Origin of the sequence: Burkholderia sp. MSHR3999 (genome assembly GCF_000833595.1) — a bacterium.
Lineage (GTDB): Bacteria > Pseudomonadota > Gammaproteobacteria > Burkholderiales > Burkholderiaceae > Burkholderia > Burkholderia ubonensis.
In genome coordinates this window covers 1,189,087-1,204,709 of record NZ_JRFO01000007.1, presented here as the reverse complement: position 1 = coordinate 1,204,709, position 15,623 = coordinate 1,189,087, and the positions used below count along the sequence as shown (strand labels likewise).

Here is a 15,623-nt window from a genome sequence, read left to right as displayed (position 1 = left end):
ACCACCCCGAACGAGGTAGCCACTGCGATGGACATCGCGATTCGCATCGACGGCCGTCACGACCTGACCGGCCAGATCTTCCGGCAACTGCGCGCCGCGATCGTCGACGGACGTCTCGCCGGCGGCGCGCGGCTGCCGTCCACCCGCGATCTCGCCGCGCAGCTCGGCGTGTCGCGCAAGACGACGCTCGACGCGTTCGAGCGGCTCGCCGCCGAAGGCTACCTGCACACGCGGCGCGGCGACGGCACGTTCGTCGCCGACGGCCTCGCGCGCGTGCCGCACGAGCCGGCCGCGGCCATGCCGGCGATCGCCGCGGACCGCCGGCCGGCCGACGCGCCGACCGCGCGCGCGATATGGAACGACGTGCCCGACGCGCTCGCGATGCCCGAGCCGCTGCCCGCGCTCGGCTTCGATTTCCGCGGCGGCGTGACCGACAAGACGCTGTTTCCGTTCGACGCGTGGCGGCGCTGCCTGCACCACGCGCTGCGCCAGCAGGCGCGCGGCCCGGGCCAGTATCACGACCCGGCCGGCGACCAGCAGCTGCGGCTCGCGATCGCGCGCTACGTCGCGTTCAGCCGCGCGGTCGCCTGCAACTGGCAGGACGTGATCGTCACGCAAGGCGCGCAGCAGGCGCTCGACGTGGTCGCACGCGTCGTCGTGCGGCCCGGCGACGTCGTCGCGGTCGAGGACCCCGGCTACCCGCCGGCGCGCGCCGCGTTCGCGTCGCTCGGCGCGACGGTGGTGGGCGTGCCGGTCGACGCGCACGGGCTCGTCGCCGGCCGGCTGCCCGACGACGCGCGCCTCGTCTACGTGACGCCGTCGCACCAGTTCCCGCTCGGCATGCCGATGAGCCTGGAGCGGCGCGTCGCGCTGCTCGAATGGGCGCAGCGGCGGCGGGCCGTCATCATCGAGGACGACTACGACGGCGAGTTCCGCTTCGAAGGACGCCCGATGGAATCGCTGAAGAGCCTCGACCGCGCGGGCCTCGTCGCGTACGTCGGCACGTTCTCGAAGACGATCTTTCCCGAGCTGCGGATCGGCTACGCGATTCCGCCGGCCGCGCTGCACCCGGCGCTGTGCAAGGCGAAGCAGATCGCCGACTGGCATACCTGCACGCTGACCCAGACCGCGCTCGCCCGCTTCATGCTCGACGGCGATTTCGCGCGGCATCTGCGCCGCGTGCAGAAGCATTACGACGTGCGGCGCAAAGTGCTGATCGCGCACCTGCGCGACAGCCTCGCGCCGTGGCTCGACGCGATCGTGCCGGCTGCGGGCATCCACCTCGCCGCGCGCCTCAGGGCCGGTGTCGACGAAGCCGCGCTGATCGCCGCGGCGCGCGCGCACGACATCGGGCTGTACGGCATCGCCGCCTTCCACGTCGACGCGCCGCGCCAGGCCGGCCTGCTGTTCGGCTACGGCGGCATCGACGCGACGCGCATCGACGCGGCGCTCGCGCAGCTCGCCGCGCTGCTGCGGGCGGCCGGGTAACCAGGCGTCATTGGCCACCTCGATTTACAAAAAATTGGTTATTCCAGCAGGCCAGTCCACTCGTTAATCTGGGTCCTGTCGCGCCAACGTGCGCATCAACCGAACGAGGACCTGCCATGCAACCCCGCCTGAACTTCTACACCGCCAGCCCGAATGCCATCAAGGTGATGCGCAACGCCGAGGAGTTCCTCGCCAAAAGCTCGATCGAGAAGCCGCTCGCCGAGCTCGTGCGGCTGCGCGCGTCGCAGATCAACGGCTGCGCGTTCTGCGTCGACATGCACACCACCGACGCGCGCAAGGGCGGCGAGACCGACCGCCGCCTCGCGACGGTCGTCGTCTGGCGCGAGACGCCGTTCTTCACCGACCGCGAGCGCGCGGCGCTCGAATGGACCGAGGCATTGACGCGGGTCGCGGACAATCACGTGCCGGACGCTGTCTGGGAAGCCGTGAAGCCGCATTTCAGCGACGAGGAGCTGTTCGACCTGTCGCTGCTGGTGACGACGATCAATGCGTGGAATCGCTTCGCGATCGCGTTCCGCAAGATGCCCGAGTAAGGAGGCGGCCATGACTCGCAACGTTTTCATGCGCGCCGCCGCGTGCGCCGCGCTCGTGCTGGGCGCGACGATGCCGGCCGCGCACGCGCACGACGGCGGCGACAATGTGCGCTCCGTCATGAAGCAGGCCGTGCCGGAAGCGCCCGGCAAGCTGGCCGTTGTCGCCACCGTCGACTACGCGCCCGGCCAGGCGTCCGAGCCGCATCGGCATCTCGGCTCGGTGTTCGCGGTCGTGTCGAAGGGCGAAGTGCTGTCGCAGGTCAACGACGGCCCGCTGCGCCGCTACCGCGCGGGCGAAGGCTGGTATGAACCGCCGGGCTCGCGGCATCTCGTGTCGCGCAATGCGAGCGATACCGAGCCGGCGCAGATCGTCGTGTTCGGGTTGACGGGGGAGCACGAGCCGCTGAAGTCGGCGATGGATCAGTAGGCGCGATCCAGCGTACGTAGCTATCCCGCACGCCGCCACGGGCGGATCGGTACCCCGCCGATCCGCCGGAACCGGAACCGCCACATTTCCGTAGCCGCTCCCTTCATTCCCACACCGTCCCCCACCGCACCGTCCCGCCCCCGCCCCGCCCCGCCCCGCACACCCGCGCCCCGCCTCGCACTCCGCCTGACGACCGTCAACTTCGTCGAAAACCCTTCCTTGAAATTAACTAACCCGTCAATTAGCGTCGTCTGCATGAACGCAAAATCCGCCGTCGCCAGGCCTCGCGGGCGCCGCCCGTCGGTGGACGACTTCGACCTGCGCAACCACATGCTCGACGTCGCGACGAGCCTGTTCGCCGAGCGCGGCATCGCGGCCACCACGGTCGCGCAGATCGCGGCGGCGGCCGGCGTCACGTCGGCGATGGTCCACTACTACTTCACGAACCGCGAGCAGCTGCTCGACGCGATCGTCGAGGAACGCCTCGCGCAGGTAATCGCGTTCGTCTGGCGGCCGACCGAGCCGCAGGCCGAGAACGATCCGTTCACGCTCGTCGCGGAGCTCGTCGACCGCTTCTTCGACGTCACCGCGCGGATGCCGTGGCTGCCGTCGCTGTGGCTGCGCGAAATCGTCAACGAAGGCGGCCAGTTGCGCGAGCGGATGGTCAGGCGCATCCCGCTCGAGCACATCGGCCGCTTTGCCGAACGCATCCGGCTCGCGCAGCAGGCAGGCGTCGTGAACCCCGCGCTCGAACCTGCACTGCTGTTCCAGTCGATCATCGCGCTCGTGATGCTGCCGCTCGCGACCGCGAAGCTGTGGCAAAGCGCGCGCGGGCTGCCGCCAATCGACCGCGGCGTGCTGCAGCGGCACGTCGGCGCGCTGCTCGGCTTCGGCATGCAGCCTCCGCCCCGCTCAGGAAGGCGATCGTGAACGCGCTGCGCGCCACGTCGCTCCTGCTGGCCGCCGGCATCGCGCTCGCCGCCTGCGGGCAGCGCGCCGACGAGCGCGCGATTTACCAGGGCTATGTCGAAGGCGAATTCGTCTATCTGTCGTCGTCGCAATCGGGCACGCTGGCGCAGCTCGCCGTGCAGCGCGGCCAGAGCGTCGCCGCGAACACGCCCGCGTTCGCGCTCGAAGCCGTCGACGAAACCGCGGCGCTGCAGCAGGCGCAGCACCAGCTCGCGGCCGCGCAGGCGCAGCTCGCCGACCTGCGGACCGGCAAGCGCCCGCCGGAAGTGAACGTCACGAAAGCGCAGCTGGCCCAGGCCGTCGCGCAGGCCGGCAAGGCCGCCGACCAGCTCGCGCGCGACGAACGGCAATACCGGGCCGGCGGCATTTCGGCGCAGCAGCTCGACGATTCACGCACGGCGGCGCGCACGAGCGCCGCCCAGGTGCGCGAGCTGCGCAGCCAGGTCGACGTCGCACGCCTGCCCGGCCGTTCGCAGCAGATCGCCGCGCAGGCCGCGCAGGTCGACGCGGCGCAGGCGGCCGTCGCCGTTGCGCAATGGAAGCTCGACCAGAAGCGCGTCGCGGCGCCCGCTGCCGGGCGCATCTACGACACGCTGTACCGGCTCGGCGAATGGGTGCAGGCCGGCAGCCCGGTCGTGCAGATGCTGCCGCCGCAGAACGTCAAGGTGCGCTTCTTCGTACCCGAAGCCGCCGTGGCATCGCTCGCGCCCGGCCGCGCGGTCGCGATCCATTGCGACGGCTGCGCGGCCGACGTTCCCGCGCGCATCACCTACGTGTCGAGCCAGGCCGAGTACACACCGCCCGTCATCTACAGCAACGAAAGCCGCACCAAGCTCGTGTTCATGATCGAAGCCCGGCCGGCCGTCGCCGATGCGCCGAAGCTGCACCCGGGCCAGCCGGTCGCCGTGAGGGTGCCATGAGCGCGCCGGGCGTCCCGTACGCGATCGACGTCGACCGGCTGAACAAGCGCTTCGGCGACAAGCACGTCGTGAAGGACGTGTCGCTGCGCGTCGCGCGCGGCGAGATCTTCGGCTTCCTCGGCCCGAACGGCAGCGGCAAGACGACGTCGATCCGGATGATGTGCGGCCTGCTCACGCCCGACTCGGGCAGCGGCACCTGCCTCGGCTACGACATCGTGCGCGAGAGCGCGCAGATCAAGCGCAGCGTCGGCTACATGACGCAGCGCTTTTCGTATTGGGAAGACCTGTCGATCCGCGAGAACCTCGACTTCGTCGCGCGCGTGTACCGGATGCCGGACCGCCAGGCGGCCGTCGAACGCGCGCTCGACACGCTCGGCCTCGCGAGCCGCGCGAACCAGCTGACCGGCGCGCTGTCCGGCGGCTGGAAGCAGCGTCTCGCGCTCGCCGCGTGCATGCTGCACGGCCCCGAGCTGCTGCTGCTCGACGAGCCGACCGCCGGCGTCGATCCGGCCGCGCGCCGCGACTTCTGGGAGGAGCTGCACCGGCTCGCCGCGCAGGGCATCTCGGTGCTCGTCAGCACGCACTACATGGACGAGGCCGAGCGCTGCCACAAGCTCGCGTACATCGCGTACGGCGAGCTGCTCGCGCAAGGCACGTCGGCGGAGATCGTCGCGTCGCAGGGGCTCGCGACCTGGGCGATCGGCGGCGAGCGCCTGACGGAACTGTCCGCACGGCTGCGCGCGATGCCGGGCGTCGACCAGACGGTCGTGTTCGGCGCCGCGCTGCACGTGAGCGGCCGCGACCGCCGCGCGCTGGAGGCGACGGTCGAGCAGGTCGCGGCCGGCGATGCGTCGCTGAAGGTCGAGCCGGCCGACACCGGCCTCGAGGACGTGTTCATCTACCTGATGAGCCGCACGCCCGACCACGCCGACGGAGCCGCGCGATGAGCACGCCGTCGCGCTTCCGCTTGTCGTTCTCGATCGCGCGCTGGTGGAGCATCGTGCTGAAGGAATTCCTGCAGTTGCGCCGCGACCGCGTGACGTTCGCGATGATCGTCGGCGTGCCGATCATCCAGCTCACGCTGTTCGGCTTCGCGATCAACACGGACCCGAAGCACCTGCCGACCGCGGTGATCGTCGCCGACGCGAGCCCGTTCTCGCGCAGCTTCATCGCGGCGATGCGCAATTCCGCGTACTTCGACATCGTCGAGACGCTGCCCGACGAAGCGGCCGGCCGGCATGCGCTCGCGCGCGGCGACGTGCAGTTCGTGCTGACGGTGCCCGCCGATTTCTCGCGGCGGCTGCTGCGCGGCGAACGGCCCGCGCTGCTCGTCGAAGCCGACGCGACCGATCCGGTCGCCACCGCGTCCGCGCTCGGCGCGCTGCCGGGGCTCGTGCAGCCGGTCGCCGACAAGGACCTTACCGGCCCGCTCGCGCGCCTGAACGGCCGCCCGGCCGCGTTCGACGTCGTGCTGCACCGCCTGTACAACCCCGAAGGCATCACGCAGTACAACGTCGTGCCGGGCCTGATGGGCGTGATCCTGACGATGACGATGGTAATGATGACCGGCCTCGCAATCACGCGCGAGCGCGAACGCGGCACGATGGAGAACCTGCTCGCGACGCCCGTGCTGCCGCTGGAGGTGATGACCGGCAAGATCGTGCCTTACGTGTTCATCGGGCTGATCCAGGTGTCGATCATCCTCGCGGCCGCCCGCTTCGTGTTCGACGTGCCGTTCGTCGGCGGCGTGTTCGCGATCTACCTGTCGGCGCTGCTGTTCATCGCCGCGAACCTGACGGTCGGCATCACGCTGTCGTCGCTCGCGCAGAACCAGTTGCAGGCGATGCAGCTCGCGGTGTTCTACTTCCTGCCGAACATCCTGCTGTCCGGCTTCATGTTCCCGTTCGCCGGAATGCCGAAGTGGGCGCAGTTCCTCGGCAACCTGCTGCCGCTCACCTATTTCAACCGCCTCGTGCGCGGCATCCTGCTCAAGGGCAACGGCTGGGCCGACCTGTGGCCGTCAGTGTGGCCCGTCGCCGTGTTCACCGTGGTCGTGATGGCCATCGCGCTGCGCTTCTACCGGCGCACGCTGGACTAGAAGCATGACGATGCCGCCCGCCCCGCGCCGCGCCCGCGCTGCCGCACGCGGCGTCGCCGTTGCCGCCGCCATCGCCGTTTCGCTGCTCGCCGGATGCGCGGTCGGCCCCGACTTCAACCCGCCGTCCGCGCCGCCGACGCAGCGCTACACGCGCGGCGAGCCGCCCGCGACGACGGCTGCCGCGAGCGGCGCGGCCGGCACCGCGCAGACCTTCTCGAACGCCGCGCACGCGCCGCCGCGGTGGTGGACGCAATTCGGCTCCGCTGCGTTGAACCGGCTCGTCGACGACGCGCTGCGGCACAGCCCGACGCTCGACGAAGCACGCGCGCGACTCGACGAGGCGCGGCAGAGCTACGTCGCCGAAGCCGGCGCGACGCTGCTGCCGAGCATCGACGCGAAGCTGTCCGCCACGCGCGAGCAAGTCGATATCGCGGCGTTCGGGCTGCCGGCCAATGTGCCGCCGCCGGGGCCGTTCACGCTGTACAACGCGTCGGTCAGCGTGTCGTACGTGCTCGACGTGTTCGGCGGCAACCGGCGCGCGCTCGAGGCGCTGCGCGCGCAGGTCGACTACCGGTCGTACGAGCTCGATGCGGCGCGCCTGACGCTCGCGGGCAACGTCGTCGCGACGGTGATCCGGCGCGCGTCGCTCGCGCAGCAGATCGAGCTGACCCGCCGGCTCGCCGATGCGCAGGCGCGCCAGTTGCGCATCGTCGAAGCGCGCCACGCAGCGGGCGGCGTGCCGCTCGCGGACGTGCACGCGCAGCGCACGCTGCTCGCGCAGACGCAGGCGTCGCTGCCGCCGCTCGCGGCCCAGTTCGCGCAGGCCGGGCACCGGCTCGCGATCCTGCTCGGCGTGCCGCCGCCGGACGCGGACCTGCCCGACGTGCCGCTCGACGCGCTCGCGCTGCCCGGCACGCTGCCGGTCACGCTGCCGTCGACGCTGGCGCGCGAACGGCCCGACATCCGCGCGGCCGAAGCGCTGCTGCATCAGGCGAGCGCGAACGTCGGCGTCGCGACCGCGAACCTGTATCCGCGCTTTGCGATCTCGGCCGGCGCGGGCTCGGAGCGCATGCGCATCGCGGACATCGTGAACAGCCTGAACATCTGGAACATCGGGCTGAACCTGACGCAGCCGCTATTTCATGGCGGCGAGCTACGCGCGAAGAAGCGCGCGGCGGAAGCGGCCTACGACGCGGCGTTCGCCGTCTACCGGCAGACCGTGCTGCAGGCGCTGCAGCAGGTCGCAGATGCAATGCGCGCCGTCGAGCAGGATGCGGCGGCGCTGCAGTCGCGCGACGTGGCCGCGCGCGAAGCCGAAGCCGGCAATGCGATTTCGGCCGACCGTTATGCTGCGGGCGGGCTCAGCGAATTCGGCTGGATTGATGCGCAGCGGCAGGCGCTGCAGACGGCGCTCGACCGCACGCGCGCGCAGGCGGACCGGCTCGCCGACACGGCAGCGCTGTTTCAGGCGCTGGGGGGAAGCCGGATGGAGGATGATGCGCGATGACGGCGCGCGCGCCGATATCGGAGTAAGTGCGCCCTACCGACGCACGAAAAGAAAAAAACCGGCCCGAAGGCCGGTTTCTGTACCGCGTTCCGGATGCGGCGCTCGCGCGCCGCGCGGAATCAGAAGCGGTGGATCAGGCCGACGCCGACGCCGATCTGGTTCTGGTTCGAACCCGCGCCGACGCCGTCACCGATCGAGGTCGTTGCCTTGATGACATTGCTGCCGTTCAGCGTGTTGCCGCTCGCGTGCTGGTAAGCCTCAACCGCGTACAGGCCCGTGCGCTTCGACAGGCTGTAGTACTGCGACAGCGTGACCTGGTGGTACTTGGCCGCGCTGGTGATGCCGTTCGACTGCGTTGCTGCCGTGTACGAGTAGCCGGCCGCGAAGTCCCACTGCGCGTTCGCCTTCCAGTGCAGCACGGCGCCGGCCGTGTTGAAGGTCGCCGTGTTGCGGAACGTCGACAACGTGCCCGGGATGTACTGGACGTTCGAGTACGACACCGAGATGTCCCATGCCGGCGTGAACTGGTAGCCCGCCGTCACTGCGACGCGCTGCTGCGACTGAGCCGACTTATAGCCGTTGTTGATCGACGACACGGCCGGCTGGTTGCCGACGGTATTGCCGTTCGCGTCCGTGGACGTACCGTTCTCGGCCGTCGAGTTTGCACCCCAGGTGTTGCCGCCGCCCAGCGTCGCGTTGTTGATGCGCTGGTAGCCGACCGCGATGCCTGCCGGACCGTTCATGTACTGGATTGCCGCGCTCCACGTCGAGCCGCGGTTGAAGCTGCCCGGCACGCCGCCGAGCGAGTACGAGCCGCCGACCGTGAAGCCGTAGTACTTCGGCGAAATGTAGACGATCGAGTTGTTCGCGCGGTAGCTGGTATCCAGCGAGTCGATATCGCCCGGGTGCGCGCCGTAGTAGCCGGTCAGCCAGGTCGTCGGGCTGTACGGCGACAGCAGCGTGTAGTACGCGGTGTACTGACGGCCGGCCGTCAGCGTACCGTACGTCGGGTTGGTCAGGCCGACCCATGCCTGGCGAGTGAAGATGCCGCCCGCCCATTGCGACGTGCCGTCGTTCGTCTTCACGCCCGCTTCGAGCTGGAACACCGCCTTCGTGCCGCCACCCAGATCTTCAGAGCCCTTCAGGCCGAAACGGCTGCCTGCCCACACGCCAGTCGACATCTGCACCTTCGAGTGACCGCCGGTGGTCGCGCCCGTCGACGACGAGTTGTTCTGGTATGCGATACCGTTGTCGACGATACCGTACAGGGTCACGCTGCTCTGTGCGTGTGCGGTGGTGACGGCCGCAAGGCCAGCTGCCGTCATGGCGACAGCGACGCGCTTTTTCATTGATTCTCCGTCCTCAAAGAATGAATTCTTATCTGGTGTGGTTGTGACACATGTGCGAGTACATGCGGACGCAATTCTGACGGATTACCGATTATTTCCCAACACACATAGTCGGTCATCGTATGATCGACGCAACGCGAGGGTTCACCAAACAGTTAGGAATCGCCCGCAATGGTACGACTGGCACCGGTTTCAGGCGTTTCCCAGTGAAAACCCTAGCTTTACATTTTTACGTGCGCGCCGCGCCCGTCTCACGTCGTCAGACGCCTGCGTGCCCGGCTCGTCTGACGAATCGGCCGACGCAGGCTTTCATTGCGTTTCGCATGGCCGCGCAGGATGGCTGACGAATGTGGCAAACGTATTTCGACAACCGAAACGTTGCACTGCGGTGTTGCGTGAGTCGCAACGTTGCGGATGGCGAAGCGCTGGCGCCCGGCATTGCGCCGGGACGAATGAAAACGCCGGCGCCTTCCCCATTGCTCAGGAACGGGCCGCCGTCCCGATCAACGCGTCGACCGCGTCGATGAGGCGCGTCACCCGCGCGCGGATCGCGGCGTTCGAGCCGACGATCGCGAGCGACGACGCCATGATCCGGTAGACGCGCTTTCTCGTCACCTTGGCCGGTCGCGCCGGATCGAGCCACGCGTCGTGGCCGGCGAGCAGTTCCAGCGTCTCGAGGCCGATCAGGATCGGCCAAAGGCACGCGAGCCGCAGCCGCACGAAGCGGCGAGGAATCGCGACCGTGTACAGGCACGCGTCGCGGTACTGCGCGAGCGCGACGCGCAGCAGGTCGAACAGCACGCCCCGCGCGCGCGGCGACGCGTCCGGCGCCAGCAGGTCCGGCACGCGGAGCCCATGAGCGTCCAGCACCTCTTGCGGCAGGTAGCAGCGGCCGATCCGCAGGTCCTTCGCGCAGTCGCGCAGGATGTTCGTCATCTGCAGCGCCTTGCCGAAGCGGATGCCCTTCTCCCGCATGTCCGGCAGGTCCCAGCGCCGCGCGGCCCGCGTATGCATGCCGGTCATGTCGGTCCAGAACTCGCCCACGCAGCCGGCGACCAGGTACGTGTAGCGATCGAGCAGCTCGCGCGACGGCAGCGCGGCGACCTGCCCCGCCTGCTCGTCGGGAAACGTGCGCAGGTCGAATTCCATCCCCGACGTCAGCGTCGCGACGACCTTGCGGATCGCCGCGCTGTCGGCGGCCGACTGCGTGCGCAGCAGCGCGAGCATCGGCTGCATCGAGCCGAGCAGCACGTGCTCGTGGGAATCCGTCTGCATCCGCGTCACGTCTTCGAGCGCTTGCGACAGCGCGACGCCGTCGTCGAGCCGCTCGATGTTCTCCCGCAACTGCGTCAGCAGCGCCGCGCGGCGGTCGGGCGCGACGAGCGCGGTGTCCGCGATCGTGTCGGCCGCGCGCGCGAGCAGGTACGCGAGACCGACCGGGTCGCGCATGCCGTCGGGCAGCACGCGCAGCGTCAGGTAGAAGGAGCGGGAAACGTTCTTCAGCAGGTCGCCGAGCAGATAGGCGGAATCGGTGTGGTTCGTCATGGGTCCGGGAAATTCGGCCGGAGCGCGGGCCGGACGCGCGCGGCGGCCGGCGCCCGCCCCCGTCCGCGAGTCGCCGCATCGCCCGGCGCGGCCGGCGGTCCGCCCGACCCGGCGATGCAAAATTCCCGCAAGTTTAGTGCATCCGGCGCAAGACCTGCCCACCGGCCAGCCTGCGCAGCACGAATCGGCCAGAAAGCGACGAGTAATATAGATGTAATGATCCGATGAGACGATCGCGTCCCGTTCGGCATCGTTTACACGCCCGCGCACATCACATCGCGCGCGGGGCGCCCCGACATCCGTCATTTCCATTCCGAAGGTTCACCGACATGTTTTTCAAGCGCTCGTTCGCCCTCCGCTGCGTCCCCGTTGCCTGCGCCGCCACGTTCGTGCTCGCCGGCTGCGGCGGCGACGAAATCACCCGGGACCCCACCCAGCCGCTGTCCGCCAAGGTGCAGGTGGTCGGCCATCGCGGCGCGAGCGCGCTGCGCCCCGAGCACACGCTCGCGTCGTACCGCAAGGCGATCGAGGACGGCGCCGACGTGATCGAGCCCGACCTCGTCTCCACGCGCGACGGCGTGCTCGTCGCGCGGCACGAGAACGAGATCTCCGGCACGACGAACGTGTCGGCGCTGCCGCAGTTCGCGAGCCGCAAGACGACCAAGACGATCGACGGCGTGCCGCTGACCGGCTGGTTCACCGAGGACTTCACGCTCGCCGAGCTGAAGACGCTGCGCGCGCGCGAGCGCATTGCGCAGTTCCGTCCGGCGAACACCGCGTACAACGACCAGTACGAGATCCCGACCTTCGACGAGATCGTCGCGCTCGCGAAGCAGATGTCCGCGCAGGTCGGCCGCACGATCCACCTGTATCCGGAGACCAAGCACCCGACCTATTTCCAGTCGATCGGCCTGCCGCTCGAGGACCGTCTGGTCGATGCGCTCCAGAAGGACCCGTACACCGCGCGCACGGCGACCATCTACATCCAGTCGTTCGAAGTCGCGAACCTGAAGGCGATCCGCAACCGGATCGGGTCGAGCCAGCCGAACTGGAAGCTCGTGCAGCTGATGGACGACGCGGCGCAGCGTCCGTACGACTTCGTGAAGGCGAACGACAAGCGCACGTACGGCGACCTGTCGACGCGTGACGGGATGCGCGAGGTCGCGACCTACGCGAACGGCGTCGGCCCGTACAAGGCGTCGATCATCGCGGTCGGCGCGGACGGCACGCTGCAGCAGCCGACCCCGTACGTGCGCTACGCGCACGAGGCGGGCCTCGTCGTGCATCCGTATACGTTCCGGCCGGAAAACAACTTCCTGCCGGCGTCGCTGAAGGACGGCGGCGCGGCGAGCGCGCGCAACACCGCCGGCTCGGTGCGCGAGATCCAGGCGTACCTGCGCGCGGGCATCGACGGATTCTTCACCGACGATCCGGCCGTCGGCCGCACGGCGGTCGACACGTTCCAGCGTTGAACGCGGCGCACGGGGGCGCGCGCCACACCGCGCCGCCGTGCGTCAGATCACGCGGAAATGGTGCGTGCCGTCGCGCTCGAGTTGCTCGACCAGCCCGAATTCCCAGTCGAGATACGCCTGCATCGCGGCGGCCGCGTTGTCGGTGCCTTCATACGGACGCCGGTAGCGATCGATGCGCGGCGACGCGAGCCGCGTGTCGCCGGCTTCGACCGGCAGGCCCGCGTCGATCCACGCCGCGGTGCCGCCGGCCAGCACCACGATCTGCGCCGACGCGGGCAGCAGCGCGCGCGCGTCGGCCGCCGCGAAGCGCGCAAGCAGGCTCGATCCGCAGGTGAACACGTAGCGCCGCGCGGCCGGAATCGCCGCGAGCGCGTCGCGCAACTGCGCGCGCACCGCGAACCACGCGCCCGGAATATGGCGCTTCACGTAATTCGCGCTGGCCGTGACGTCGACGATCGCGATCTCGTCGGGCGCCGCTTCGCGCAGCCAGCCCGCCAGCGTCGCGGGCGAGACTTCCGCGACGCCGGGCGCGGCCGGCACGTCGCGCGGCGGCTGGCCGGTCTCGCCGAAAGCCTGCGCGTCGGCCTCGACCACCCGCACGTCCCAGCCCATCTGCGCGAGCCACGACGCGGTCATGTCCGCGCGCACGCCGTCGTCGTCCGCGAGCACGATCCGCGCGCCGCGCACCGGCGCGTGATGGTCGGTCTCCTGCACGAGCTGGCCGCCCGGCGCGCTCGCAAAGCCCGGCAGATGACCGGCCTCGTATTCCTCCGGCGTGCGCACGTCGAAGCGGTACAGCGTGCGGCCCGGCTCCGCGAGCGCGGCCACGTCGGCAAGCGCGATGCGCGGCACGCCCGCCCGTTCGGCGACCTTGCGCGCGGCGCAGCGCGCATCGGCGCGCAGCGTTGCGTCGATCTCGTCGGGGAAGCGGCGCGCCGCGCCGTGCTCCAGCGCCTGCCCCGCGAGCGTCCAGCCAATCGTGCCGTTGCGCAGCGCCGCGACCGGATTCGGCAGCCCCGCGTTGATCAGCGACTGCGTGCCGATGATGCTGCGCGTGCGACCCGCGCAATTGACGATCACCCGCGTCGCCGGGTCCGGCGCGAGCGCGCGCACGCGCAGCACGAGCTCCGCGCCCGGCACGCTGGTCGAGGTCGGGATGTTCATCGTCCGGTATTCGTCGAAACGGCGCGCGTCGACGATCACGACGTCCGCGCGCGCGTCGATCAGCGCCTGCACCTCCTGCGCGGACAGCGACGGCGTATGCCGTTCGGCCTCGACCCATTCGCCGAACGACTTGCTCGGCACGTTGACGTCGATGAACAGTTCGCCGCCCGCGGCGCGCCAGCCCGCGAGGCCGCCGTCGAGCAGCCGCACGTCGCTGTAGCCAAGTTGCGCGAGCCGCGCGGCCGCGCGCGGCGCGAGATCCTCGCCGGCCGCGTCGCCGTACACGACGATCGGCGTGTCGCGGCGCGGAATCCGCGTCCACGCGTCCAGTTCGAGCTTCGACAGCGGGAAATTGGCCGCCCACAGCGGGTGGCCCTGCGCATATGGGTCTTCCTCGCGCACGTCGATCAGCGCGATCTCGTCGCCGGCAAGCAGGCGGGCGCGCACGTCCTGATACGACGCGGCGGCGAAGCGTTGGGGGGAATCAGTGGGTTGCGTCACGATGTCGGATGAAGTCGGTGAAAGAAGTGAATGGAATCCTCGGCCATGCCGCGCGTCACGCATTCGAATAGCCGGAAACGAACGGCTTCACGGTGCCGTCCTCGAGATAGACGGCGCGCTCGACCTTGCCGATGTTCGCGCCGTACACGTGGATGCTGATCGACACGCGGTCGGCAAACGCATTGCTCACGCGATGAATGTCGCCGATGCGCGGCGACACGGCCTCGACCTGCCCCGGCGCGAGCCGGACCGCGTCGCCGGCCGGCGCCGGCCGCCCCTGCGCGTCGAGCCGGTAAGGCTGCGAGAACTCGCCGCCGCGCAGCATCCCGACCAGCCCCCACACCGTGTGGTCGTGGATCGGCGTCGCCTGGCCCGGCCCCCAAACGAAGCTGACGATCGAGAAGCGCTCGTCCGGATCGAGATACAGCAGGTACTGGCGGTAGCGCTCGGGATCGGGCTGCGCGAACGCATCGGGCAGCCAGTCGTCGTGCGCGACGAGCGCAGCCAGCAGCGCGCCGCCCTCGTCCAGGATGCGCGCCTCGTTCGCGCCGGACGCGAGCAGCGCGTCCAGTCCGTCGACGAACGGGCGCAACGGCGTGTGCTGCAACGCAGGCGTATTCATCGGCAGCCTCTTCGAATATGATGGATCGTCATGATGCACCTGAATGATCATGCAGAACAAACATGAAAATTAGCGATATCGATGCTTTTGCAGCGGTCGTCCGCTGCCAGACCCTCAGCCAGGCGGCCGCCGAGCTGGGGATGACGCAGCCCGCGATCACGCGGCGCGTGCAGAATCTCGAGGAAGCGCTCGGCGTGGTGCTGCTCGACCGCAACACGAAACCGCCGCGGCCGACCGACATCGGCCGGCAGGTGTTCGAGCAATGCCGCGCGATCCTGCGCGAAGTCGACGCGCTGCGCGAGCTGACCGCCGGACAACGGCCGCCCACCGGCGCCTTCCGTCTCGGCCTCACGCAGGGCCTCGGCGAGCTGATGCTGCCCGGCCTGCTCGAAACGCTCGGCGCTCGCTGGCCCGCGCTCGCGCCGCAGGTCACGACCGCGTGGGGCGGCGCGCTCGTCGAGCGCGTCGCGCGGCGCGAGCTCGATGCGGCGCTCGTGTTCCTTGCGCGCGAGATGGTGCTGCCGCCGCAGGTCGAAGGCGAGCGGCTGCTGGCCACGCGGCTCGTCGTGGTCGGCCGCCACGGCGACTGGCCGCGCCGCAGCTACCGGCTCGCCGACTGCCACGCGCACGGTTGGGCGCTGAACCCGGACGGCTGCGGCTTCCGCGCGAGCCTGCGGCGCGCGCTCGACGCGCAGCGCCTGCCGCTGCAGGTCACGCTCGACGCGTATGGCCGCGACCTGCAGTTGCAGAGCGCCGCGAACGGCGTCGGCCTCGGCCTGATGCCGTTGCCGCTCGTCGAGCAGAGCCCGCTGCGCGACGCGCTCGACATCGTGCCGCTCGCCGACTTCAAGCCGCAGATCGACCTGTGGCTGCTCCGGCGGCACGACGCGGCCCGTCTCGCCGCGCCGCTCGCGTCGGTGGCCGAACAGGCGCGCGCCGCGTTCAGCCTGCCCGCGCACGCGAACGACGAGGCTGCGTAAGCTCACGCCCGGCCCGGCCATCCCGCC

14 protein-coding genes are annotated in these 15,623 nt (G+C 70.1%); 10 read left to right on the top strand and 4 right to left on the bottom strand.

Annotated features, from left to right (window positions below):
* The first annotated feature begins 27 nt into the window (after positions 1-27).
* The 8 genes from pdxR to KY49_RS28855 all read left to right on the top strand — a co-directional run bounded on the left by pdxR (position 28) and on the right by KY49_RS28855 (position 7,963).
* On the top strand, positions 28-1,488 hold the full coding sequence (gene pdxR, locus KY49_RS28890; RefSeq protein WP_042587782.1) for a MocR-like pyridoxine biosynthesis transcription factor PdxR: 1,461 nt from the start codon (positions 28-30) through the stop codon (positions 1,486-1,488).
* A gap of 116 nt (positions 1,489-1,604) precedes the next feature.
* Complete coding sequence (locus tag KY49_RS28885; RefSeq protein ID WP_010099649.1) at positions 1,605-2,042, top strand: carboxymuconolactone decarboxylase family protein; 438 nt, start codon at positions 1,605-1,607, stop codon at positions 2,040-2,042.
* Positions 2,043-2,052: 10 nt separating this feature from the next.
* Positions 2,053-2,469, top strand: coding sequence for a cupin domain-containing protein (locus KY49_RS28880; RefSeq protein ID WP_042587781.1), 417 nt, complete (start codon positions 2,053-2,055; stop codon positions 2,467-2,469).
* 255 nt (positions 2,470-2,724) lie between these two features.
* Positions 2,725-3,399 (top strand): TetR/AcrR family transcriptional regulator, encoded by a 675-nt coding sequence (locus KY49_RS28875; RefSeq protein WP_042587780.1) that lies wholly within the window; start codon positions 2,725-2,727, stop codon positions 3,397-3,399.
* The gene (locus tag KY49_RS28870) at positions 3,396-4,358 is read left to right on the top strand and encodes an HlyD family secretion protein (protein ID WP_042587779.1); all 963 of its coding nucleotides are present in this window, start codon (positions 3,396-3,398) and stop codon (positions 4,356-4,358) included. Before KY49_RS28875 ends, KY49_RS28870 begins: the two co-directional genes overlap by 4 nt.
* Complete coding sequence (locus KY49_RS28865) at positions 4,355-5,305, top strand: ABC transporter ATP-binding protein (RefSeq protein WP_042587778.1); 951 nt, start codon at positions 4,355-4,357, stop codon at positions 5,303-5,305. Before KY49_RS28870 ends, KY49_RS28865 begins: the two co-directional genes overlap by 4 nt.
* On the top strand, positions 5,302-6,456 hold the full coding sequence (locus KY49_RS28860) for an ABC transporter permease (RefSeq protein ID WP_042587777.1): 1,155 nt from the start codon (positions 5,302-5,304) through the stop codon (positions 6,454-6,456). Before KY49_RS28865 ends, KY49_RS28860 begins: the two co-directional genes overlap by 4 nt.
* Positions 6,457-6,466: 10 nt before the next feature.
* On the top strand, positions 6,467-7,963 hold the full coding sequence (locus KY49_RS28855; RefSeq protein ID WP_042588814.1) for an efflux transporter outer membrane subunit: 1,497 nt from the start codon (positions 6,467-6,469) through the stop codon (positions 7,961-7,963).
* Positions 7,964-8,082: 119 nt separating this feature from the next.
* On the opposite strand, the gene KY49_RS28850 is transcribed toward KY49_RS28855, so the two are convergent.
* Complete coding sequence (locus KY49_RS28850; RefSeq protein ID WP_042587776.1) at positions 8,083-9,312, bottom strand: porin; 1,230 nt, start codon at positions 9,310-9,312, stop codon at positions 8,083-8,085.
* A gap of 480 nt (positions 9,313-9,792) precedes the next feature.
* Positions 9,793-10,857, bottom strand: coding sequence for a phytoene/squalene synthase family protein (locus KY49_RS28845; RefSeq protein ID WP_042587775.1), 1,065 nt, complete (start codon positions 10,855-10,857; stop codon positions 9,793-9,795).
* A gap of 329 nt (positions 10,858-11,186) precedes the next feature.
* Here KY49_RS28845 and KY49_RS28840 point away from each other — a divergent pair, with 329 nt between their 5' ends.
* Positions 11,187-12,329, top strand: coding sequence for a glycerophosphodiester phosphodiesterase (locus tag KY49_RS28840; protein ID WP_042587774.1), 1,143 nt, complete (start codon positions 11,187-11,189; stop codon positions 12,327-12,329).
* Positions 12,330-12,371: 42 nt separating this feature from the next.
* On the opposite strand, the gene KY49_RS28835 is transcribed toward KY49_RS28840, so the two are convergent.
* Entirely contained in the window at positions 12,372-13,994 is a 1,623-nt protein-coding gene (locus KY49_RS28835; protein WP_042587773.1) for a rhodanese-related sulfurtransferase, read from the bottom strand.
* A gap of 55 nt (positions 13,995-14,049) precedes the next feature.
* Positions 14,050-14,616: a cysteine dioxygenase gene (locus KY49_RS28830; protein WP_042588813.1), complete on the bottom strand. Its 567-nt coding sequence runs from the start codon at positions 14,614-14,616 to the stop codon at positions 14,050-14,052.
* Between the two features lie 62 nt (positions 14,617-14,678).
* Between KY49_RS28830 and KY49_RS28825 the strand changes: the two genes are divergently transcribed.
* Positions 14,679-15,596 (top strand): LysR family transcriptional regulator, encoded by a 918-nt coding sequence (locus KY49_RS28825; protein WP_042587772.1) that lies wholly within the window; start codon positions 14,679-14,681, stop codon positions 15,594-15,596.
* Positions 15,597-15,623: the final 27 nt, after the last annotated feature.

Bases quoted from the DNA above. Each gene is read 5' to 3' on its own strand.
- pdxR (WP_042587782.1), top strand. From the start codon at position 28: ATGGACATCGCGATTCGCATCGACGGCCGTCACGACCTGACCGGCCAG.
- KY49_RS28885 (WP_010099649.1), top strand. From the start codon at position 1,605: ATGCAACCCCGCCTGAACTTCTACACCGCCAGCCCGAATGCCATCAAG.
- KY49_RS28880 (WP_042587781.1), top strand. From the start codon at position 2,053: ATGACTCGCAACGTTTTCATGCGCGCCGCCGCGTGCGCCGCGCTCGTG.
- KY49_RS28875 (WP_042587780.1), top strand. From the start codon at position 2,725: ATGAACGCAAAATCCGCCGTCGCCAGGCCTCGCGGGCGCCGCCCGTCG.
- KY49_RS28865 (WP_042587778.1), top strand. From the start codon at position 4,355: ATGAGCGCGCCGGGCGTCCCGTACGCGATCGACGTCGACCGGCTGAAC.
- KY49_RS28860 (WP_042587777.1), top strand. From the start codon at position 5,302: ATGAGCACGCCGTCGCGCTTCCGCTTGTCGTTCTCGATCGCGCGCTGG.
- KY49_RS28855 (WP_042588814.1), top strand. From the start codon at position 6,467: ATGCCGCCCGCCCCGCGCCGCGCCCGCGCTGCCGCACGCGGCGTCGCC.
- KY49_RS28850 (WP_042587776.1), bottom strand. From the start codon at position 9,312: ATGAAAAAGCGCGTCGCTGTCGCCATGACGGCAGCTGGCCTTGCGGCC.
- KY49_RS28845 (WP_042587775.1), bottom strand. From the start codon at position 10,857: ATGACGAACCACACCGATTCCGCCTATCTGCTCGGCGACCTGCTGAAG.
- KY49_RS28840 (WP_042587774.1), top strand. From the start codon at position 11,187: ATGTTTTTCAAGCGCTCGTTCGCCCTCCGCTGCGTCCCCGTTGCCTGC.
- KY49_RS28830 (WP_042588813.1), bottom strand. From the start codon at position 14,616: ATGAATACGCCTGCGTTGCAGCACACGCCGTTGCGCCCGTTCGTCGAC.
- KY49_RS28825 (WP_042587772.1), top strand. From the start codon at position 14,679: ATGAAAATTAGCGATATCGATGCTTTTGCAGCGGTCGTCCGCTGCCAG.